The 20,777-nt window shown below is 44.8% G+C and carries 18 protein-coding genes; 11 read left to right on the top strand and 7 right to left on the bottom strand.

Annotated features, from left to right (window positions below; translation table 11 throughout):
* The first annotated feature begins 149 nt into the window (after positions 1-149).
* Positions 150-1,058 carry a DUF350 domain-containing protein gene (locus ACFO4O_RS08360; protein ID WP_382407346.1) on the top strand — a complete coding sequence of 303 codons (909 nt, stop codon included), beginning with the start codon at positions 150-152 and terminating at the stop codon, positions 1,056-1,058.
* On the opposite strand, the gene ACFO4O_RS08355 is transcribed toward ACFO4O_RS08360, so the two are convergent.
* Entirely contained in the window at positions 1,026-1,373 is a 348-nt protein-coding gene (locus ACFO4O_RS08355; RefSeq protein WP_382407344.1) for a GIY-YIG nuclease family protein, read from the bottom strand. The genes ACFO4O_RS08360 and ACFO4O_RS08355 overlap by 33 nt on opposite strands.
* A gap of 29 nt (positions 1,374-1,402) precedes the next feature.
* Here ACFO4O_RS08355 and hldE point away from each other — a divergent pair, with 29 nt between their 5' ends.
* Together hldE and ACFO4O_RS08345 are read left to right on the top strand one after the other, a co-directional pair.
* A complete protein-coding gene (hldE, locus tag ACFO4O_RS08350) occupies positions 1,403-2,839 on the top strand; it encodes a bifunctional D-glycero-beta-D-manno-heptose-7-phosphate kinase/D-glycero-beta-D-manno-heptose 1-phosphate adenylyltransferase HldE (RefSeq protein ID WP_382407342.1) in 1,437 nt (478 codons plus the stop codon).
* A 114-nt stretch (positions 2,840-2,953) separates the two neighbouring features.
* Positions 2,954-4,024, top strand: coding sequence for an XrtA/PEP-CTERM system-associated ATPase (locus ACFO4O_RS08345; protein ID WP_382407340.1), 1,071 nt, complete (start codon positions 2,954-2,956; stop codon positions 4,022-4,024).
* A gap of 84 nt (positions 4,025-4,108) precedes the next feature.
* Here the strand turns inward: ACFO4O_RS08345 and ACFO4O_RS08340 are convergent, their stop codons facing one another.
* The 4 genes from ACFO4O_RS08340 to ACFO4O_RS08325 all read right to left on the bottom strand — a co-directional run bounded on the left by ACFO4O_RS08340 (position 4,109) and on the right by ACFO4O_RS08325 (position 9,211).
* Positions 4,109-5,788: a TIGR03016 family PEP-CTERM system-associated outer membrane protein gene (locus ACFO4O_RS08340; protein ID WP_382407338.1), complete on the bottom strand. Its 1,680-nt coding sequence runs from the start codon at positions 5,786-5,788 to the stop codon at positions 4,109-4,111.
* Positions 5,789-5,852: 64 nt separating this feature from the next.
* Complete coding sequence (locus ACFO4O_RS08335) at positions 5,853-6,989, bottom strand: XrtA-associated tyrosine autokinase (protein ID WP_417398456.1); 1,137 nt, start codon at positions 6,987-6,989, stop codon at positions 5,853-5,855.
* Positions 6,986-8,560, bottom strand: coding sequence for an XrtA system polysaccharide chain length determinant (locus ACFO4O_RS08330; RefSeq protein WP_382407336.1), 1,575 nt, complete (start codon positions 8,558-8,560; stop codon positions 6,986-6,988). The genes ACFO4O_RS08335 and ACFO4O_RS08330 overlap by 4 nt, the downstream gene beginning before the upstream one ends.
* Before the next feature lie 15 nt (positions 8,561-8,575).
* Complete coding sequence (locus ACFO4O_RS08325) at positions 8,576-9,211, bottom strand: XrtA/PEP-CTERM system exopolysaccharide export protein (protein WP_382407334.1); 636 nt, start codon at positions 9,209-9,211, stop codon at positions 8,576-8,578.
* A gap of 240 nt (positions 9,212-9,451) precedes the next feature.
* Between ACFO4O_RS08325 and ACFO4O_RS08320 the strand changes: the two genes are divergently transcribed.
* The 4 genes from ACFO4O_RS08320 to ACFO4O_RS08305 are packed head-to-tail and all read left to right on the top strand — an operon-like array spanning position 9,452 to position 14,497.
* Positions 9,452-10,861 (top strand): TIGR03013 family XrtA/PEP-CTERM system glycosyltransferase, encoded by a 1,410-nt coding sequence (locus ACFO4O_RS08320; RefSeq protein WP_382407332.1) that lies wholly within the window; start codon positions 9,452-9,454, stop codon positions 10,859-10,861.
* Between the two features lies 1 nt (position 10,862).
* On the top strand, positions 10,863-11,720 hold the full coding sequence (locus ACFO4O_RS08315) for an XrtA system polysaccharide deacetylase (RefSeq protein ID WP_382407330.1): 858 nt from the start codon (positions 10,863-10,865) through the stop codon (positions 11,718-11,720).
* Entirely contained in the window at positions 11,717-13,270 is a 1,554-nt protein-coding gene (gene xrtA / locus ACFO4O_RS08310; RefSeq protein ID WP_382407328.1) for an exosortase A, read from the top strand. The genes ACFO4O_RS08315 and xrtA overlap by 4 nt, the downstream gene beginning before the upstream one ends.
* A 45-nt stretch (positions 13,271-13,315) precedes the next feature.
* On the top strand, positions 13,316-14,497 hold the full coding sequence (locus tag ACFO4O_RS08305) for a glycosyltransferase family 4 protein (protein ID WP_382407326.1): 1,182 nt from the start codon (positions 13,316-13,318) through the stop codon (positions 14,495-14,497).
* A 24-nt stretch (positions 14,498-14,521) separates the two neighbouring features.
* Here ACFO4O_RS08305 and ACFO4O_RS08300 read toward each other — a convergent pair whose 3' ends face one another.
* Complete coding sequence (locus tag ACFO4O_RS08300; protein WP_382407324.1) at positions 14,522-15,100, bottom strand: acyltransferase; 579 nt, start codon at positions 15,098-15,100, stop codon at positions 14,522-14,524.
* Positions 15,097-16,302 carry a TIGR03087 family PEP-CTERM/XrtA system glycosyltransferase gene (locus ACFO4O_RS08295; RefSeq protein ID WP_382407322.1) on the bottom strand — a complete coding sequence of 402 codons (1,206 nt, stop codon included), beginning with the start codon at positions 16,300-16,302 and terminating at the stop codon, positions 15,097-15,099. Before ACFO4O_RS08295 ends, ACFO4O_RS08300 begins: the two co-directional genes overlap by 4 nt.
* Before the next feature lie 253 nt (positions 16,303-16,555).
* On the opposite strand from ACFO4O_RS08295, the gene ACFO4O_RS08290 reads away from it, so the two are divergent.
* The 4 genes from ACFO4O_RS08290 to ACFO4O_RS08275 are packed head-to-tail and all read left to right on the top strand — an operon-like array spanning position 16,556 to position 20,701.
* A complete protein-coding gene (locus tag ACFO4O_RS08290; RefSeq protein WP_382407320.1) occupies positions 16,556-17,314 on the top strand; it encodes a hypothetical protein in 759 nt (252 codons plus the stop codon).
* A gap of 3 nt (positions 17,315-17,317) precedes the next feature.
* Positions 17,318-18,604: a right-handed parallel beta-helix repeat-containing protein gene (locus ACFO4O_RS08285; RefSeq protein ID WP_382407318.1), complete on the top strand. Its 1,287-nt coding sequence runs from the start codon at positions 17,318-17,320 to the stop codon at positions 18,602-18,604.
* On the top strand, positions 18,597-19,691 hold the full coding sequence (locus ACFO4O_RS08280; RefSeq protein ID WP_382407316.1) for a glycosyltransferase: 1,095 nt from the start codon (positions 18,597-18,599) through the stop codon (positions 19,689-19,691). The genes ACFO4O_RS08285 and ACFO4O_RS08280 overlap by 8 nt, the downstream gene beginning before the upstream one ends.
* The gene (locus ACFO4O_RS08275; RefSeq protein ID WP_382407314.1) at positions 19,688-20,701 is read left to right on the top strand and encodes a glycosyltransferase family 2 protein; all 1,014 of its coding nucleotides are present in this window, start codon (positions 19,688-19,690) and stop codon (positions 20,699-20,701) included. Before ACFO4O_RS08280 ends, ACFO4O_RS08275 begins: the two co-directional genes overlap by 4 nt.
* Positions 20,702-20,777: the final 76 nt, after the last annotated feature.

Here is a 20,777-nt window from a genome sequence, read left to right as displayed (position 1 = left end):
AGTAGTTTTTGATGGATTATCTTTTGGACACATTGTTTTCAATAGATGCTCTTTGAAATTGCACTTATAAAAGAGGACTCATGAAACAGTACGTCATGAAGCAGTAAGCGATGCCTCGCGATACTTTCTAACACTTTAAGTAGGTAAAAATGGAACAACTAGTAAACTTAATGCCAATATCAAACGATTTGCCAATCTACATAGCCATTGATATTAGTATTGCTATTGTATTGCTGTTTGCAGTCAGAGCCCTGTCGGGTGTTTTTAGCAAAATAAGCGTGAGAAAAGAATTAGGTGAACGCGATAATTTTGCTTTTGGGATCAGCATCGCTGGGCGCATGCTGTCTTTGACTATTGTGTTATCGGCAGTGGTTGGCCGACATATGGGAATGGGGTTTGAGCTGGCCGCCGTGAGCATGGTGTTGTTCGGTGGCTTAGGGATTGTACTAGTGCGAGTAGGCCGATTTGCTCATGATAAGCTGGTGTTAAATCGCCTCGATAAAGACGAGATGATAGGCGAGAAGAACGTGTCTGTTGCGCTTGTTGATGCAGCGAGTGCCATAGCGGCTGCTATTATTATTAAAAGCATGATTGAATGGGCCCAAGGCGCTGATATGAATGCCTTTGTAGCAGTATTTTCCGGTGCGATTGTGGTGCTAGCAGTGCTCTTGTTTGCGACGCGTTTGTATGAGTATCGTTATGCTGAAAACAATCAAGACCATTCTTTTCAAAATACGCTTTGCAAGGGGCAAATGGCGCTTGCAATACAGCATAGCGGCAACTTAATTGGCATTGCTATTGCTGTATCGTCGGCCAGCAAACTCCTGATCTATGAGCCAGAAGCATACGTGACTAATGTAACAGGGTGGCTGACCGTGGGCTTGTGTTTAGCGGCGACCTTGATGCTTATAACTTCGCTGGCTAAACGTCTAGTATTGGTAGGCATAAAATGGAAAACAGAAGTTGCTCTACAGCACAATATTGGGATTGCCAGTATTGAAGCGGTTATAGCTGTCGGTATCGCTTTATTGTTCAGTAATATATTCGTTGTGGTCTAAGCGGTGATATTTAAACGGCAGGGTCAGCTCCCCTGATATAAGCTTGAGTTTGCTGTGTTTGCTCTGCTTTTTAATCCATATTTCTGCTTTGAGCGCGCTACTATGGTCGGGCAATTCAATGCTAAATACGAGCGTAAGGGGCGTGCGCCCTCTCAAGGCTTTAGCCGTTTTAGCTGTTTGTGCCCTGTGTTCAGAAAAACGCCTAGCAATGTCGGTTGTGATGCCTGTATAAAGCGAATTGTGACGCGTTTTAACCATGTATAAAAACCACGGTGCTACTGCATTTTCTTTTGGCACTGGTATACTCAAACTCATCACTTATCTCAAGAGCATGATATCAAGGCATGGCGCAAATTCCAGATTTTACTCAAACTAAACTTTTGATTGTTGGCGATGTTATGCTCGACCGCTATTGGTCGGGGGCCACCGCGCGTATTTCGCCAGAAGCGCCGGTGCCCGTCGTTAGTGTTTCCGATATTGAAGACAGGCCCGGAGGGGCGGCCAATGTAGCTGTAAATGCGGCGTCGTTGGGGGCAAAGACCATGCTGCTAGGCTTTACTGGTGCAGACGAGTCGGCCAGCATTTTATCGACTCAGCTTAGCGCGCGAAACGTAGAGTGCGATTTTGTTGAAATTGAAGGCTTCGATACTATAACTAAGCTGCGCGTAATGAGTCGAAATCAGCAGCTCTTGCGACTGGATTTTGAGAAGTCTTTCGCCAATGTCGACAAATCCCCTTTGATTGAAAAGTATAAAGCCCACCTAGCCACGGCAGACCTTGTTGTGTTGTCTGACTATAACAAAGGTTGTTTGAGTGACGTTGAACACATGATTAGTTTGGCAAAAGCATCTGGAAAACCCATTGTGGTTGACCCTAAAGGCGCATCATTTGACAAATACGCAGGAGCAACCGTTATTACGCCTAATATGAGCGAGTTTTCCGAGGTGTGCGGTACTCACACTAGTGAAGCTGATTTGCAAGATTTAGCGCTGAGCTGCTGCCATAGACTTGAGTTAACGAGCATATTGCTAACACGCTCTGAAAAGGGAATGTCGTTGTTTGAAAGTGGGCAAAACGGGGGTAAAGCAAGTGCATATCATTTACCCGCATTAGCAAAAGAAGTCTTTGACGTCACTGGCGCCGGCGACACGGTAGTATCTACGTTAGCCTGCAGCCTTGCCGCCGGACTTGATTTACAAAACGCGTGTCAGCTAGCAAACCATGCGGCAGGTGTGGTGGTGGGCAAGCTTGGTACGTCAACCGTAACGACAACTGAGCTTGCGCTCGCGATGAATTCTCATAAGTCGGTCGATGGCGGAGTGATGAACGAGGCGCAGCTTAAGGTCGCTTTTAAGCAGGCAAAAGCGCGCAAAGAAAGGATCGTATTTACCAACGGTTGTTTTGATATTCTTCATGCAGGCCATGTAAGTTATTTAACCGAAGCGGCTGCACTAGGCGACCGTTTAATAGTTGGCGTGAACTCAGACGCCTCAGTCAGCGCTTTGAAAGGGCCAGGGCGGCCAATTAATAATGCATCTAGGCGTATGTCGGTGCTTGCCGGTTTGGCTGCAGTAGACTGGGTGGTAGAATTTACAGAAGATACGCCTTTACGCATTATCAGTGAGCTGCTGCCCGATGTATTGGTCAAAGGTGGGGATTATCAAGTAGACGAAATCGTTGGCGGCAATGAAGTCAAGGCCAATGGTGGTGTCGTGAAGGTGTTGAGCTTTGAGGATGGCGTGTCGACAACCGGCATTATTTCTCAGATATTAAGTCAGTAACGGTCTCTGTATACACGCTCTATGAAAATACTATGGTCAGATTTAAATGGTGTATACTCTTTCACCAGCAAGTTAATGGATAAACGCGCAGTTCGCAAATAGTGGAAATTTATCATGTATGAAAGTTATTACGGTCTTAATTCAAAACCTTTTCAGTTAACGCCAGACCCTGAGTTTTTCTTTGCAAGTAAGCTACACAAAAGAGCTATGTCTTACTTACAATATGGCCTGAGTCAGGCCGAGGGCTTTATTGTTATCACCGGTGATATTGGAACGGGTAAAACGACCATTGCCAATAGCTTATTAAATAACATCGAAGAAGACATATTTGCGGCTCAAATTGTTACTCCTAAGCTTACTCCCGATGAATTAGTCAAAATGGTCGCCTCTAAATTTAATCTACCGGCAGAGGGACGTTCAAAATCTGATTTACTTGAGAGCATTCAAACATTTTTGCAACAGCTTAACGCCGCCGGAAAGCGCGCGTTGCTGCTGGTTGATGAGGCGCAAAACCTGCCATTAGAGACTATTGAAGAATTACGTATGCTGTCAAATTTTCAGCTAAACAGTAAGCCGCTTTTGCAAAGTTTTTTGTTGGGGCAAGCGGAGCTACAGCCGATTTTACGTGCACCGAATATGGAGCAATTTAGACAGCGTATCGTCGCAAGCTGTCACTTAACTCCTCTCAATAGAGACGAGCTTAAAGAGTACATCGAGCATCGCCTACAACACGCGGGGTCAACAAAAGACGGTTTAATCACCGATGCCGCCTACGACGCCATCTATAAATTTACAAATGGTGTGCCCCGTAAAACGAATACACTAATGGACCGCGTATTGCTGTTCGGTTTTTTAGAAGAGTTACAAACTTTTGATGTGGATGATGTCAGGCAAGTGATTGAAGAGGTGAGAGGGGAGATGTTTGTCTCTAAATCTGGCTTTGAGGAGTCTGGCGAACAAGCACACGATGGCTCAAAAGAAGCTGAATCGGTTAAACCTGAGACCGAATTTCTCACTCCCAATGGTAATAAAATACAAGAAGCAGCGTACTATAAAGAGATGTTGGGAGAGCTTGTTGACGCGCTTGATGATGCCATAAAACATAAGATTAAATTGACGCAATATATTGATAAAATGCTAAAGCAAAAGTATCAAGCCTACGTCCGTCTTAAGAAAGACGATTAGACGAGAGCTTAGCGTAAACATTACTTATCCCGAGTTGAGCTTACTTAATACTGGCAGCTAAAAACGGCCTGTGTCGGCAGAGTGTTATCGACGCGTATCAAACTCATAACGGATTTCAACAGAGAACCTGTTGTCTGTTAACGGGCCTCTTATTCCCTGAATTCCGCCTGCGTTACCAATCGTGTCTCCGTTTCTATCAAGATAACGATACCCAGCAGATGCAAAAAAACGACGCGTAAAACGTCTCTCTAATCTGATTCCAGCTTCTTTGATGACACTGCCGGTTAGTTCGTCATCAGTATCGCGTTCAACATCTGAATAAGTCAGGTTGGCATTAATTGAGGTACGCTCACTTATTTGGAAGTTTGCTTGTAGGCGGCCGGTGATGGTATCGATATCTCTAAACGATTCTACCTCTTCACTGTTGCTTTTGCTGATTGACGCGCTTAAACGAGTACGTCTTAAATCTAAGGCCGTTTGGGCCGTTAAGGCCTTACGAATAACAACTCGGTCGTTTAACTCAAAGTCGTTAATTAGACCAGGAACAAGAATGTCATCTGGTCCTAAATCTTCTTCGCTTATACCGTCTGACAAGCTGCAATCGCTCAAATCTGTACTGCCGTTGGCGCAGACAAACAAACCTTGTTCTTGATTAAAAAGAAGTTGAGAGTTGGTCGTGACATTCTCCGTGTACGTTATTCCACTGCGCCAATTTCGTAAATTGTGATTAAACCTAAAGCTTCCAGAGCTGCCAAAAAACCTGCGAGCATAGCTGCCGCTGAGACTGGTGCGTGACGAGAGATTCCACCGCAGGTCAACACTTAAATAGTCATCTTCGTCGTCGTCTTCGCCCAAGCGGCCTTTTGTTGTTGACCGATTCCACCCAAGTTCAATAAAGCGATTATTTGAAGGTTGCCAAGCTACGCCAATACCATAAGAATAAAACTCTCGAAGTGCGTTTGTGCTCTCACCGGTAATACTATCGTCACGGCTAATGTCATTGTTCTCGTAATAGCCTAATAAACGTAGGCTTACATCTGCAGAAACATTGCTACCAACGGTGAGATTCACGGTTTGACTTTCAAAGTCTTGGTTATTTTCACGGTCAGACTTCCTAAAAGTGCCGCTAACATCATACAAGAATGGTCTTAAATCTCTTCCACTCTCAATAAACACGGTGGCGTCAAGGTTTGTGCTACTTATATCGATTTGTCTGGAGTCGGGTGATATCTCTCGTGCCTCAGACTTAGAATCAATAGAGCTGATGCCCGCACGAGCACTAATGCCAACGTATCTACCGGTGGGCATGCTTAGCGTTAATGAGGCTGCATTGGTTTTATTTTTGCGGAGGTTTTCAGCGTTTAATAAAAAATCGTCTACAAGAAAAGAGTTTGCCGACTGCGAACGGTAATTCTGGGTGCCGTTTACCTGTAAGTTAAGCAGATTTTCAATAACGTCGTATCGACCCAAGTAATTAAAATCGGTGTAGTTGTTACTCGCATCAGCGTCATCTAACGAACGCCTAACATGGTTGTGAGTAGCTCTAACTAATGCACTGAGGTCTTTAGATTGGTAAGTTGCTGATAAAAATGGACGAACAATGAGGTTGTCAGAATCGATGTCGTTATCATTTTCAATATCTTCAACCGACTGAATAACATACTCAGTCGAAACACCGGCATTCAGGTCAAGCTCCCCTGACAAGGCGAAGTTGCTTGCGAACAGAGCAACTGCCATGCCGCTATATTGTGTAATCCGCTTCATCGTTGGTTTTTCGCCCTTTCCATAAGTTCAGACCTAATCATCCATATTCTTGACGGCTCAGTAACTATGCAGGCTCTCGGTCAGAGCCATAATAACTGTAGCCGTAGTATCCGCCGGTTTCGGTATTGGTAATCGATTTATTAACAACAAAACCGATGGCCATATCTGGGTTTAATCGCTCAACAGAATGTTGAATGTCGTGAAGCTTAGTACGGCCTTCTTCTACCACAATGACCGCTTGACCAGCAAAACTTGCCAAAACAGCCGACTCATTAATGCCAATTAGAGGGGGCGTGTCGATGATGACCACACGGTCTTTATATCGAGTAGAGAACTCATTCACTGTTTCACTCATGATCCCGCTTGCTAGCAATTCGGTCGACAAATGGTGAGAACTGCCCGCCGGGATGATGCGCAATTTGGGAACGTTTGTGCGGTAAATAACATCGCTTATATCCTCAGACTCACCTAATAAATAATCCATTAACCCCTTCTTCTCTGGGACAGCTAAGGTACGCAATACGTTGGGTTTGAGCACATCTGCATCCACCAGTAACACCGTTTTGTCTTGTTCGGCGGCGATACTTAGAGCAAGGTTCACGGCGGTAAAGGTTTTGCCCTCTGAGGGGCGAGCGCTGCTCACCATAATAATATTGCTATTGGCTAGGGTCTTAGAGAGTGGACCAAAAGCGTTCTGAATCAATTTGCGCTTTATTTCTCGGTACTCTTCATTAATTTGTCGTCGAGCGTTGGTGAGTGTGACAAAGCCAAGCGCTTCTAACCGTGCGACGTCGATGTCGATGTGCTTGTCGGTCTCGGCCTGCTTGCTCGCAATTACATCATCGATATTGTGCTCGTCTGCAGGAGACCCAGACACTGCTTTTTGCTCCGAGACCTCTTGCTCTGGACTCTGTTGCTCTGAAACGTTTGCCGCCGAGTTGTCTAAAGGTGCGTTATTTTCATCAGCACCCGTATTGTCTGCTGCCGCAGCGTCGTCATTTGTTACCGCCTTTTGAGCCTGCTGGTCTTTTTGCTTTTCAGCCGCCCGTTCAAGCGAAGTTTGGCTTTCTTGCGTTTGAGCATTAAGCTCAGTGCCTGCGCTGCTCCCATCTGCTTCTTTTGCAGATGTTTGCTCTGCGGCGCGTTTAGCAGCTTCAGCTTCTTTTTGACGTTGCAATGCCTTTTCTATCGTACTTTTCATGACATCACCTTACTTAATACGTCGATATTCATGATATCTGCCACTACCAATACGCTATACATAAAGAGGATAGCTCCGCTAGAGGCAATAAACACAAGCATCCTTATGCGATTGCGCTTTTTGACTGCTTCCATTTGCAGGTGAGTAACCGCGCCTAAAATTGGGAAGCCGGTCATTGAGGTAAGCTGCTGACCACGCACCAATACCGGAGTGACTTGGCTTAATAAAAATGCAATGCCAATCCCAGAACCGAAACCAACAAACAAAATACCAGTATAAAAAATAAAGCGATTAGGACCTGTCGGCTCAGGTGGCGCTAGAGGCGGTTGTATGATCCTAAATTGCAGGTCTTCTGACGAAACTTCAGCACGTTTGGTAATGTCAGCAGACTCTTTGCGTGCAAGCAGCTCTTCGTATTTTTGTTTAACAATATCGTAGTTTCTGTTTTTTGACATACCTTCCGCTTCTATTTGCGGAACAAGATCAATCTTGTTTTGTAAGTCGGTGATCTTAGTCAAAAAGTCGGATTCTCGCACGCGCAATGATGCGATTTGGCCTTCTAACTTGCTAATTTCTAGAGTTATTTCTTGGTTTAGTGGATTGAGCGGTACGTCAGCTGTGTTTTCTTGGCTGAGGAAGGCTTGTACTTCCTTGTCACGCGCTTCTTGTAGAGAATTAAGTAAGGCCGTGGTTTCTAGCACGTCAGGATGTTGGTCAGTAAAGCGCAGCCGTAAAACGTCTAATTGCTCTTCAAGGCCCTTAATTCGAGAATCAAAGCGAGTTGTGATGCCGGGTGCGGAGTCACCGTTTCGTGCAGAAAAACTGTCAGACGATGCCCGCTGATTGGTTAGCCTAGATTTCAGCGCGTTTGCCTGTTGCTGTGCCTCTCTAATGGCTAAGCGTGTGTCGCTGAGTTGTTGTGTGAGGTTTTGCAGATTGCTGTGAAATGTTCCCTGCATCGGGAGTATGTCAGCATGTTCGCGCTGAAAATCAGCTCTTTGTTGCTCCGCCTCTGACAGACGCGCTTCATATTCGGCGATCTGTTCATCTAAAAATCGTGTTGCGGTATCTGAATCCCGTCGGTTATTACCCAGTGAGCCCTCTACAAATAAGTCTAAAGTCTCCTGCACAACGGTTCGGGCCATTTGCGGGCGCTCTGCTGCAAAGGAAATAGTAAATATGTTGTCACGACCGGTAGAACGAAGTTTGATAGAGCTTGTAAGCATGGCAATGAGCTCTTCGTACTCGGCATCATTTGTTACAGTTATGTCTAGATCCGATTCTCTGGCAATTTCTTCAACGTTGGCCCTGCTCAAAAGCGTCTTGGCCATCATTTGTACCTCTTGCTCTGGATTTGAGTATATCGAAATACCCACGAGCAAGGGCGCTAGCATTGAACGGGTGTCTACAAAAACTTGAGCTTTTGACTCGTACACATCGGGTAAATTGGCCACATAAGCAAAGCCAATAGGACATATCAGCCAAGAAGAAATGATAAGATACCGCTTTCGAATCCAAATCCCTCGGATATAATCCAGTACGAGCTGGATTGTTTGTTGAAAATCTTGCATTTAGTTTCTCAGTGTTTAGAACCAGGCTTCAGGAATAATGACGACATCGCCTGGCAATATATCTACGTTCTTGGAGATATCACCTTCTTTAATAAGGTCGTCAATGTCAATTTCGAAGGTGCGTTGCTGACCATCAACCACGCGCACCAATTTGGCATTATTGCCGTTGGCAAACTCAGTTAAACCACCCACTTCAATCATTAAATCTAGTAAGGTCATATGCTGAGTGTAGTTTACAGCGCGTGGGTTAGTTGCTTCACCGATTACGCGCACTTGCTCGCTAAACGGACCTACAAAACCTCCCACCGACACCGTGACGCGAGGATTGTTAATATAGGTTGAAAGCTGTTCTTCAAGCTGTCGAGCAAGCATGGTAGGAGTGCGGCCTGCAACCTCAACGTCTTCAACGAGGGAGGTGGTCACTTTGCCATCTGGGCGTACTGTGAATGAGCCTGAAATTTCGGGATTACGCCACACGAATATAGAAAGTTGGTCTCCGGGGCCTATCAAATATTGGTAGTCGTTAACATCTGTGGTGAGAGACGCTCTGGATGTGGCGCTCGGTAAGTCGCTGTGGCTGGCACAACCGCTCAGTAATGCTGCACTAAACAAAGTGCTTAAAGCGATGAAAAATTGTAGCGAGTATTTCATGAGATTTTCCTTAATGTATCCGCTTTTTGTGTGCTTTTGAGCACCGCCATTATATTATTATGAAGCGCCGAAATTATGCACTAATTAATTAAGAATATCACTAATTACGCATTTAAAAACAGTATTTACGATTTGCCGCATTACTCTATAATGCATGCATTTCTAATGTAATGCCGCTAGACTGCACGCGCAACCTTTAATTTTTAATGCGTTTATCTATATAAAGGAATATTTAACAACATGCCTTCATCTCAGCAATCTAAGAGCCGTCGCTCGGCAAAGCTCGTTATTTGCGAAGCCGCAATCATTGCGTATGTCGCCTATTTTGCTGCGTTAGGCCTCAAATGGTTAGACATAATTTATTCTGCAAACACCTTAACTATCCTGTTTAACGTTGCGATATTTACGGTGTCAGTTGTGTTAATTAATTTGTCGGTTGGTTTGTACGAAGCAAGACTAAGAGAGCCCTTTAGAGGAATTATTCGGCGGATATTCGTCAGCGTTATTCTTAGTTTTTTTGCCGTGACCATTATCTCTAACGTCATTGTTTCTCAATTTGCGCCTAATCCTCTTTATGCGCCAACCGCCGTTCCCTTGATTGTGTTGGCCTTAGTCATCTTTCGGTATTTTATACACAATACCGATACCTTTTACAGCAGGCCTAAGCTCTTGATTATTGGCGCTGGCGTTCGTGCGTCGGTTATCGAAAAGCGTATGCGCCGCGATGTAGACTGCGCTAACTTTGAGCTTTTAGGATTCGTGCCAATTGCAGGGGATGATAAGCAAGAAGGTATCAAAAACGAAAAGCGCATTGATATCGCTTTGGATGACGAATTAATTGAATATATTTCGGTAAACGAGGTGGCTGAAATTGTTATTGCCTGCGATCAGCGTCGCGGCACGCTGCCGATAAAGGTTTTGTTTGATGCGCGTTTAAAAGGAATCAAAGTCACTGACTTACTCGATTTCATGGAGCGCGAAACGGGACAAATTGTGGTGGATTTAATGTATCCGAGTTGGGTCATTTACTCCAATGGGTTTCAGTCGCAAAACTACTTCAGAGAATTAATGGATTTTTGGCTAAACATTACCTTAGCGGCGATATTGTTGTTTATCACCTGGCCCATCATGCTGCTCACAGCCTTAGTCATTTATCTTGACGATGGTAGGCGCACAGGTGCATCGGTGTTATATCGTCAAGAGCGCGTTGGCAAAGATAATCGGCCCTTCGATATTTTAAAATTTAGAAGCATGCGACCAGATGCTGAACAAGACGGCGCTCGGTGGGCCTCAAAGGACGACAACCGCGTTACCTCTATCGGCGCATTTATAAGAAAATATCGTATCGATGAGCTTCCACAATTGCTTAATGTTATTCGCGGCGATATGTCATTCATTGGCCCGAGACCCGAGCGTCCCGAATTTGTAGAGCAACTTATCAAAGAAGTACCTTATTACGCGCAGCGGCATAATGTAAAACCGGGTTTAGCCGGTTGGGCGCAACTTAACTATCCTTATGGCGCGAGCGTGAAAGACTCATTAGAGAAACTGAAGTTTGATTTATACTACGTGAAACATCAGAGCCTGTTGCTCGACTTGCTGATTCTCATTCGCACCGTTGAAATCATCTTGTTTGGAAAAGGGAGATAACATGACCAATGCTTCGCTAGGCAAAGCACGTTGTCATGCAATGACGGTTGACGTTGAAGATTACTTTCACGTATCTGCATTTGAGTCGGTTATCTCACCCGATGACTGGACTAGCATAACGCCCCGCGTGGGTGACAATACCCATCGCTTAATTGATTTGTTCAATGAAAACGGCGTTAAAGCAACGTTTTTTACCCTCGGCTGGGTAGCCAAGCACTGTCCAGACGTAATTAAGCGCATTGTCGATGAGGGCCATGAACTGGCTAGCCACGGTACTAATCATCGTCGCAACACCTTGATGTCAGAAGCCGATGTCAGGCAAGATATCGTTGAGAGTAAAGATATTCTAGAGCAGACATCAGGCCAGCCCGTTATTGGCTATCGTGCGCCTAGTTTTTCTATCGATAAAAGCAATGAGTGGGTCTTTGACATACTGGTAGAGCTTGGATTTAAGTATTCAAGCAGCACCTATCCGATCGCCCACGACTTATATGGCGTGCCCGATTGGCCGAGGTTTGTGCACAAGCGCAAAGAGGGTATTGTTGAAATTCCAGTGCCAACGCTTGCTCAAGATAAAGGCAATAAGGGCATTGGTGGCGGAGGCTATTTCCGACTGTATCCGTATTGGTTATCAAAACGACGGATTGATGCTTATCTGAGGCAAACTGGTCAGCCCTATAATTTTTATTTCCACCCGTGGGAGATTGATAAAGACCAGCCTAGGGTAAAAAATGCACCGTTTAAATCCCGCTTGCGACATTACATAAATTTGAGTGCGATGGAGGGAAAACTCGTAAAACTCATGCAAGACTATAAATGGTCGAGCATGTCCGAAATATATAAGGACGATATATTTTGATAACAGCAGACTACCGCAGCAGTGAACTATTACGCATGGCATTTGCCCTTGTAGCATTAGGGCTTTGGACTTTATTGGTTCATGATGCGATTTACAGTGCATCGGTAATCTGGATTGGTAACGAAATATTTAATCATTGTGCTTTGGTTATCCCAGCGAGCATTTATTTGATATGGGAGCGGCGAAAGCATATCAATTGGCAACAAGCACGCAGCTCATACCTTGCGCTGCTGATTCTTTTTGGCCAACTTATTCTGTTTTTATTGGGCTCGGCCGGCGATATCCAACTGTTTCAGCATATTGCGGTATTTGCCATGTTGCCCACCTTGTTTTGGTTTTTTGTGGGCGACAAAATCGCGTGGCAACTGCAGTTTCCTCTTGTGTTTGTCTTATTTGCAGTGCCGGTTGGTGAAGAGCTAGTTCCCTTTTTACAAGAGATTACCGCCGACATCTCGGTGTATATGCTTCAACTTTCTGGTATTCCGCTTTTTCGTTCAGGTTTGTTTATCGAAATACCTCAGGGCAAATTTTTAGTCGCAGAAGCCTGTTCGGGAGTTAGCTTTTTAATTGCGTCGATTGTAATAGGTAATTTGTATGCCTATATGAATTTGCGAACGGCCTCGCGGCGCATTTGGTTTGTGGTCCTTTCTGTGATTGTGCCAATATTGGCTAACGCAGTGCGTGTTTACGGAATAATACTGGTGGGCTATTGGTCTGATATGGAGCATGCGGTAGGTGCCGACCATTTGATTTATGGATGGTTTTTCTTCGCTTTCGTGATCATCCTGCTTTTGCTTATTGGCGAATGGATTCGAGCCCGTGAGACTAGGTCGCTCAAGTCAGCCGAAAATGCGTTAAACCATGAAAATGCATTAAACCATAATGCATCGGCCACACCAAAATCCGATGATGAAAAGCAAGTTAGCTCAAGCTTCCCCCTGCCGGTGCGCAATTTTTCCATAGCAACATTGACTACATTATGTACTTTCCTGCTACTGAGCCTTTATCAACAGTATCGCATGAGTAATTTATCGGCGTCGGACACGCCTTATCCGAGTTTAACGCTCAGCGCAGTTAAGCTCGCTGGGTCATCAAGCCCGCTTGAATGGCAACCCCTGTTTAAGCGCGCAAGCGATGAAGTAAAGCAAACATATCGCCTCGAAGATGAAGAGTTTGATGTTTACTATGCCTATTTCGACGGAAGCGATGGCGAACTCGTTTCCTCCTTACACCGTTTGTATCAGCAAGACCGCTGGACCTTAGTAAATCGCGATAGAGTTACCATTGACGGCGATACAATGCTTGTTGACAACATTACCTCATCGGTTGGGGTTAAACGTAGCGTGTATTATTTTTACATCGTTGATGGTCAATGGATGATATCGAGACAGCGCGCTAAATTGCAGCAAATAGCGGCTACCCTACAGGGTGTTCAAAGCCAGGGAGCAATTATTGCAGTGTCGTTTGTCGACACTCAGGATCAAGATAAATCGCACGATGCGGTACTTGACTTTGTCCACAGCAGTGTCTCGTCAATTTACCTCAATTAGCAGTGTTTTATTTATGCCAAATTATCTTTCAATAAGCGCAATCATATGACAGGCGGTCGCGTAATGGGCAATAAACGCATTTTGCTGTTAACCGAGAATTTCCCACCTACATCTGGGGGAAGCGGTCGATGGTTTTGGGAGTTGTATTCTCGCTTGCCCTCTGAGCAAGTCGTGGTGCTTACCAACGAGCATATCGACGGGCCGCTCTATGATGCGCAAACAAGTATGCGAATACTAAGAATGCCGCTGAGCTGCCCAGAGTGGGGACTGAAGAGCTGGCAGGGCTTAAAGTTTTACATACGCACAGTTTGGCAACTGCGCCGCTTGGTGAAACAGTATGAAATCACTGAAATTCATTGCGGACGTGTCATTCATGAAGGCGTAAGTGCTTATTTGCTAAGTCTACTAAGCGGTATTGATTATATCTGTTATGTTCATGGCGAAGACGTTGAAACAGCTGCGACAAGTGGTGAACATAATTTAATGGTTAAGCAAGTCTGTAAACGCGCGTCTTATCTTATTTGCAATAGCCAAAACAGCGCCAATATCGTTACTCGCCTCAATTATGCACCAGCTCATAAATTAAATATTTTGCACCCGGGAGTGGACTGCGAAAAATTTGTGCCTACGGCGCTCGATGCTAATTTCAGAGCGAAAATGGGATGGACCGATAAGCGCGTTATTTTGACGGTAGGGCGTCTACAAAAACGCAAAGGCCAAGATAGGATGATAGAGGCCATGCCCCAGATTTTATCTCGCCATCCAGATGCTCTTTATGCAGTAATCGGCAGCGGGGAATGCAAAAATGAACTGGAGGCTTCAGTGAAGACCCTTAAGCTTGAAGCAAGTGTACAACTGTTAAGCGAAATTTCGGATGCTGATATGATTGCCTGTTACCAGCAATGCGACTTGTTTATTTTACCCAATAGAACAATCGATAACGACATCGAGGGTTTTGGAATGGTGTTGGTTGAGGCTCAATCGTGCGGGAAAGCCGTGGTTGCCGGTGACTCTGGCGGCACTAAAGAAACCATGCGCATTGGCCAAAGCGGATTGGTGGTTGATTGCAGCGATGCTGCAAACATTGCAGATACAGTCAACACGCTTTTAAGTGACCCTGAGCAACTTGTCGAAATGGGTAAAAAGGGCAGGGAGCACGTTATCCAAGAGCTCGATTGGCGAGCGCATGTGGAAAAAGCTACGGCTTTATTCGAAGGCCGCCAATAAGCTAGTATCATGCACCGGCAGCGTTCAAAGCGTCTTTAACTGCTGACCAGGGTTTCCAGCAATTAATACATTACCATCAAATTCCTGAGCAACCACAGCACCGGCGGCAACTACACATCGGTCACCTACACTAGCCATCAAAAGCGCGCAATTTCCTAACCAACAATTTTCGCCAATCGTGATTTTTTCAAAGTGACCTCCCTGATCTCGTATTGGGACATCAGGATTGTCAAAGTTGTGCTGTTTTTTACCGCTCATAATATGAACGCCACTGCCAATCAGAGTATCTTTGCCAATTGAACACAGACCAATATTGCACTGCGGTCCTATGTATACGCCTTCCGATATTTCTATGTCTGCTTGGGAAAAAACGGTGCCAAAGCCAATAAATACGCTCGGATGAAATTGTTTTAAGGTAAATCGATAAAAGCCCGCTCGAAGATAAGCGCCGATTTTACCGGGCAATAACGACAGCAATTGACTCATGCTAGAAATTGCCTCATCTTTGCCACCCAATAACGCAAGCAGGAAGAATATGAGAGTAAACGGCAGCATAATTAGGGCAGCAAGACTTTGCAGGACTATTTTAATTACTTGTCTCAAGCGTTAGTTCCCTTCTTAATAATTCGCTCTAATGGCGCCAACACGCTTTCCCACGAATAATGTTGACGGATAGTTTCATGGGCATGTTTGCCGATATCTGCCGCTAAGTCAGCGTTGTTAGCCAAGGCTATGCAATGACTGATGAAGGCCTGCGGCGAATCGGCTATCACAATATCGTAATTGTGCTGACTTTCAATGCCCTCTGCACCGAGTGGGCTGCTAACAACAGGCAGAGCGCATGACATTGCCTGCAATACTTTGTTCTGCACGCCTCTGGCTATTTGAAACGGCGCAACAAAAATTTGTGCTCGGTTAAAATATGGCATGATATCGTCAACAAAACCGGTAATTTCGATGCGACTGTCTTTTGCTAAGGCTTGTATTTTTGCGTCAGGATTCATGCCCGCGATGGTGAAGTGGGCATGGGGGACTAGCTCGCAAATTGCGGGCCAGCAGTTCTCTACAAACCACAGCACAGCGTCAATGTTTGGCTTATAGTCCATCACACCGGTAAATAAGAAATGGACGTTTTCAGTTTCTTGGATGTGAGGTTTAAACTCATTTTGATCTATGCCGTTGCCCAGAATGTGAAGATTGTCGCACTTGCACACGTGCGTTTGAAACAGTTCGTATTCGGCCCGAGCAATTAAAAAAGCGGCGTCAAAATAAGCGACTGATTGTGCTTCAAGCGCTTTGATCAGCCTTTGTTCCCGTTTGTAGATTAGAGTCATGGGCCACGACGCTGAATGAGCGTATTGCTGCCACTTGTCTGAATCAACGTCCATAAAGTCCATAAGCAACAATGGCTTTTTGTCGTAGTTTGCCTCTAAATTAAGATCAAAGACATATTTGGCTAAGGATGAGGCTGAACAAAAGATAAGGTCGGCTTGATGAGCGTGCAAGCATATTTGTGCAAACAAGGCGCGAGAGAAGAAGTTTGCCTCGCTAATGGCGCGCCCAGTCAAAAGGGCGGCGGCAAATCGCACAAACTTGTGCGCCAAAGGTTTTGTAACAACAGTGACACCTAATTTATCAGACAGTTGATTCGCGAACTCCTCATCTGTATCCGATTCGACAGGGGAGAATACGGTTACATGATGACCTATTCGGCACAAATACTCGATTTGATGATATGAGCGCAGCTTTTCGCCTTTATTCGGCGGAAAAGGAACTCGCTGCGCGATAAACAGTATGTTGGCCAAAAGAAAGGATGCCTTGATAGCTTAATTAATCGGTAATGTAAGACTACACAATTGCTCGGATAAATTCATGCAGTAAATGATTAAAAGCACTTGCGTACTCAAGGCGTGCGTTTTGCGTTATTATTGACCTCTATACGATATATATTTTTAGATGACGATAGGTTGTTCATTGATGCTGCAAACTTTTCGGCGAATCGCTTGTTTTTTTTGTATTGCGCTAGCATGTGTAATATTGCTTGTGAATCTATATGGATTGACCCAGTCTCTGCGACCACCGGTGTTTTTTTCAGATGAACTTAGGTTTGGCGAAGGTGACATCAGCTTATCCTTAGAAGAGTATCGACAAGCTGTAGAGAGAAAGCCCCAAGAAGATGACTTGGCATATGCAAAACGACTTGCCGCGGTAATCGCAAAGGGAACCGCGCATATACATTGGGAAAGATATGAGCCCGCTAAATTTAATCAGCTTGTACCGATATGGGAAAATTGGATTTTGCACGTTGTAGGGCGATTTTCGGGGATCCCTGAGTTTGAGCGTTACCACTTTGTCACGCCTGAAAAAAGCATGGAGCGCGGCATTGGCATTTGCGGTGAGGTGTCTATGCTGATGACAACTCTTCTAGAAAATAATGGGATAGAGGCCAGTATGGTAACGGTGCCCGGGCATGTATTGGTGACTGCCGATTTTGCAGACAAAACCTACATATTCGACCCGGATTTTGGTGTTGTTTTGCCCTATGCCGCACATGAATTAGCAGATAATGCAGACAGCGCGAGTCAGCTTTATGTTGAAGCGGGCTATAAAGACTACGACAAGGCGTTTTTTCAACGCGCCTTCACCCAGCCCTTTAAACTGTGGAGGGGGCCTGAGCACTTTATAAGCAACAAGTATTATTTTGAAAAAATCTCGTATGGGTTGATTTGGATAGTCCCCATCTTTCTGATAATAGTTGCGTTATTGATTAAACCCACGCGCACAAAGCAAAGGCGAGATGGCGCAAATGGAACTTGATATATGCAAAAGGTAAATGCACATGTAAGGCGCTTGTTGCTCGGTTTAGGCGCGTGCATTTTGCTTTGCGTATTGCTTGCTACCTTTTTGCTGAACAGCGATGAGGCTCGCGCTTTTTTAAGCCCTAGTCTTATAGACTCATTTTCCTCACAAGGCTCTTCTGTTAAAACGCCAACAACTGTGCTTAAAAAGTTTATGTCAGAGCAACTGCCCGTGCCTGATGATTTTTACATTGAGCGAGTCGACAGCAGTAAAAGCTTGTTAGCAGCACTTGCTAACGCAAACAAGCGTGGTGGCAGCACCGCTATTTATTTACACGACGGCGAGTACCACATCAATCAAACCTTGCGCGTACTGTCCGACAATATCATGCTGTTGTCGGTGTCACAGAATCCTTATACGACAATCATTAGAAGCCGCGGTATGCGCCGTACCTCGGGAGTGCAAAACGTATTAGAGGTCAGGGCTAGCGGCTTTGTATTAGATGGAATCACTTTAAGTGATGCGCCTAATCATCTTATTCAGATTGCGGCAGAAAATCAGGCGAGTAAGCCAATAATAAGAAATTGCATATTACAGGATAGTTTTGAGCAACTGCTGAAAGTCAGCTATGACCAAGCATCACGGCCTAACAATATTTCACACGATGGCTTGGTAGAACACTGTATATTTCAATACACCCGCGGCATCGCTCCTTATTACTACACAGGAGGCATAGATGCTCTGGGCGCAAAAGGCTGGCGCGTACAGAACAATATTTTTAAAGACATAGCGAGTCCCGGCGGACGCATTGCGCAACATGCCGTGCACTTTTGGATAAATGCCTCAGATAACAAAGTAACCAACAATATATTTATTGATAACGACCGCTCCATCGGCTTTGGCATGAAGCTAAAAAATAGAGATACCGATACGCTTGAGTATTTTAGTGAGGGCGGCGTAATCAGCGGCAATGTGATTTATCACACTAACAATGGTGACCCGTTTGCAGATACCGGAATTATTCTTGAGGCCAGCCCCAATACGCGTGTTGAAAATAACTATGTATTTATGCAGCACAGTTATCGTAATGCTATTGAATATCGCTTCAAGGAAACGCGCAATGCAGTAATAAAAGACAACTTTACTAATCGCGCAATTCGCTCTAGAAACGGCGGCAATGCGCGACTGATTGATAATAGTGATGACCTAGATTCACTAGTGTTTTTTGACCAGCTAGAACGTATAATACGAGACCATCATATCGAACATTTGGCTCATCCTATGAAGGGAAGCGATAAGCATGATTAAGATAGCGTTTGTGCATAGTGTGGCCAAAATTGGTGGTGCCGAGCGCGTATCACAAATGCTCATGCAGGGCTTAGGTAAGGCAGACTTTACCAGCGCGCTCGTTTGCCCAGAACACGGTGACCTCATCAGCTGGGCTCAAAACAACAACATTGCATCTTTTTTGCTTCCTTTAGAGCAACCCGGTTTATCGACCGCATTAAGTACTCTTAGCCAGACTTTTCAATGGTATAAATTTTTAAAGGCGCAAGGAATCGATATTATTCATACCGCCGACCCTTATTGCACGAGGGCAGTTGCAATAGCAGCGAAGTTGGCAGGCGTGAAGTTGCTTTCTCATTTTCATTTTCCTTTTACCTTAGGTCAGCTTACTTGGTTGCTAAGGGGGATGCCGCGTTCAGACCGCTACGTATTTTGTTCCCAAGACCTTCAGTCAGACATCACCAAGCACTTGGTCACATTAGCGCCAAATGCATCGTGTGAGGTGATTCACAATGGCGTTGATGTTTCGCGTTTCTCGCCAAGCACAAAAAAAGTGCGCGAGTCCTTGCATGTCGGTATTGTGGCGAACTTGCAAAAAAGAAAAGGCCATGACGAATTTATTGAGATGGCCGCTATTTTAGTTAGCAATTATACGCACCTTCATTTTCATATTATCGGTGGCGACATATTAGAAGCACCCCGAGAGCCCTACTTAAAACAAAAATGCACGGAAGCTGGCTTGCAATCCTCTATGACCTTTCATGGTCAAGTACCTGATGTACTAAAACTTTTGGATGAACTCGATATCGTTGTTTGTGCATCACATCAGGAGGCCTTTCCGATTGCGATATTAGAGGCAATGGCGATGCAAAAAGCGATTGTGAGTACGCGTGTCAACGGCATTCCAGAGGCAATTGTAGACTCAGAATCTGGCTTGCTAGTAAATGCGCACGACCCATCACAGCTGGCACAGGCCGTTGCTAGCCTCATTGATGATGAAAGCAAACGTAGTTACCTAGCAAATAATGCTCGCAAGCGGGTGGTTGAGCACTTTGGCCTAGAAAGCTTTGTAACAAAGTTTGAGCAAACCTATAAGAGTCTGACGTGAGTAAGTGTATCAATGGTCTAGTGAGCATTATCATGCCCATCTATAACCGAGCACGATTTCTCGCTCAGGCTATAGATTCAATTTGTGGTCAACAATATACGAACTGGGAGCTAATTATTGTTGATGATGGTAGCTCTGACGACTCCTTGAGCCTTCTTGCAGACTTGGTCAAAGATATTACACAGCCTATTGTTATACTTGAACAGACTAATCAAGGCCCAGCGGCTGCACGTAATGCCGGTATAAACGCGGCAAAAGGAGAATTTGTTGCTTTTTTTGATAGCGACGACTTCTGGTATTCCTTCCACCTTCAAAACTGCGTTCAAGCGCTGCAGGCGCACCCTCAGCTAAGTTGGATATACGGGGCTTGCGAGCGCTATCATTTTGATACCAAGGAATGTCTACAGCGCAGCACTTTTTACACATCAGATGCGCCAAATAAGCTCTTCTCAATCGCCCGAAAAACCGAAAACGGTGTTTATCTGCTAGACTCTTCAGAGGCAATTTTGCTGCAATTAACGACAGGACTCGACAATGGTCTGCAAAATTCTGTGTTAAGAAAGACCGTTCTTGATAAACACCTCATTCCCAACTTTAGGGTTGGAGAAGATAGGTTATTTATTATCATGGCGCTCAAAAGTGGTTTTAATATGGGGTTTATTGACCAAATCCACGTTCGATACTACGTGCATGATGCCAATATTTCTGACACAAACAAAGATTCTGACAATTATGAAAGGCGCATAGAAGCGCTCGAACGTTTAATGACGGCTAAAAACGCATTAGTCGATTTAGTAGATTTAAATAAACGAGAGTTGAAGGTATATAAGCATCAGGTATCAAAAGAGCTCTTTTGGGAATTGGGCTATGCCTTATATCAAGCGTCTGGCGATTATCGCCGCGCGATGTCAACCTATGCTAAAGCTATAAAGCTTAAACCTTTCACGCCGAGTTATTACAAAACCTATGTCGTCAGTTGTATAAAGCGTATTTTCAGTTTTAGTTTTTAGCGGGTTCAGTCAATCCTGGTGTTATATAAAATGGGGAATATCGCCCTTTTTAATACTCAGACTGTAAGCGTGACAC

It is taken from the genome of Glaciecola siphonariae (genome assembly GCF_042652645.1).
GTDB classification, from domain to species: Bacteria; Pseudomonadota; Gammaproteobacteria; order Enterobacterales; family Alteromonadaceae; genus Glaciecola; species Glaciecola siphonariae.
This window is presented reverse-complemented; position numbering and strand designations above follow the sequence as displayed.

What these genes read in the sequence shown, in the direction of transcription:
- ACFO4O_RS08355 (WP_382407344.1), bottom strand. Translation starts at nt 1,373, where the DNA reads ATGAGTTTGAGTATACCAGTGCCAAAAGAAAATGCAGTAGCACCGTGG.
- ACFO4O_RS08305 (WP_382407326.1), top strand. Translation starts at nt 13,316, where the DNA reads ATGACAGGCGGTCGCGTAATGGGCAATAAACGCATTTTGCTGTTAACC.
- ACFO4O_RS08315 (WP_382407330.1), top strand. Translation starts at nt 10,863, where the DNA reads ATGACCAATGCTTCGCTAGGCAAAGCACGTTGTCATGCAATGACGGTT.
- ACFO4O_RS08345 (WP_382407340.1), top strand. Translation starts at nt 2,954, where the DNA reads ATGTATGAAAGTTATTACGGTCTTAATTCAAAACCTTTTCAGTTAACG.
- ACFO4O_RS08280 (WP_382407316.1), top strand. Translation starts at nt 18,597, where the DNA reads ATGATTAAGATAGCGTTTGTGCATAGTGTGGCCAAAATTGGTGGTGCC.
- ACFO4O_RS08325 (WP_382407334.1), bottom strand. Translation starts at nt 9,211, where the DNA reads ATGAAATACTCGCTACAATTTTTCATCGCTTTAAGCACTTTGTTTAGT.
- ACFO4O_RS08340 (WP_382407338.1), bottom strand. Translation starts at nt 5,788, where the DNA reads ATGAAGCGGATTACACAATATAGCGGCATGGCAGTTGCTCTGTTCGCA.
- hldE (WP_382407342.1), top strand. Translation starts at nt 1,403, where the DNA reads ATGGCGCAAATTCCAGATTTTACTCAAACTAAACTTTTGATTGTTGGC.
- ACFO4O_RS08360 (WP_382407346.1), top strand. Translation starts at nt 150, where the DNA reads ATGGAACAACTAGTAAACTTAATGCCAATATCAAACGATTTGCCAATC.
- ACFO4O_RS08320 (WP_382407332.1), top strand. Translation starts at nt 9,452, where the DNA reads ATGCCTTCATCTCAGCAATCTAAGAGCCGTCGCTCGGCAAAGCTCGTT.
- ACFO4O_RS08285 (WP_382407318.1), top strand. Translation starts at nt 17,318, where the DNA reads ATGCAAAAGGTAAATGCACATGTAAGGCGCTTGTTGCTCGGTTTAGGC.
- ACFO4O_RS08330 (WP_382407336.1), bottom strand. Translation starts at nt 8,560, where the DNA reads ATGCAAGATTTTCAACAAACAATCCAGCTCGTACTGGATTATATCCGA.
- ACFO4O_RS08335 (WP_417398456.1), bottom strand. Translation starts at nt 6,989, where the DNA reads ATGAAAAGTACGATAGAAAAGGCATTGCAACGTCAAAAAGAAGCTGAA.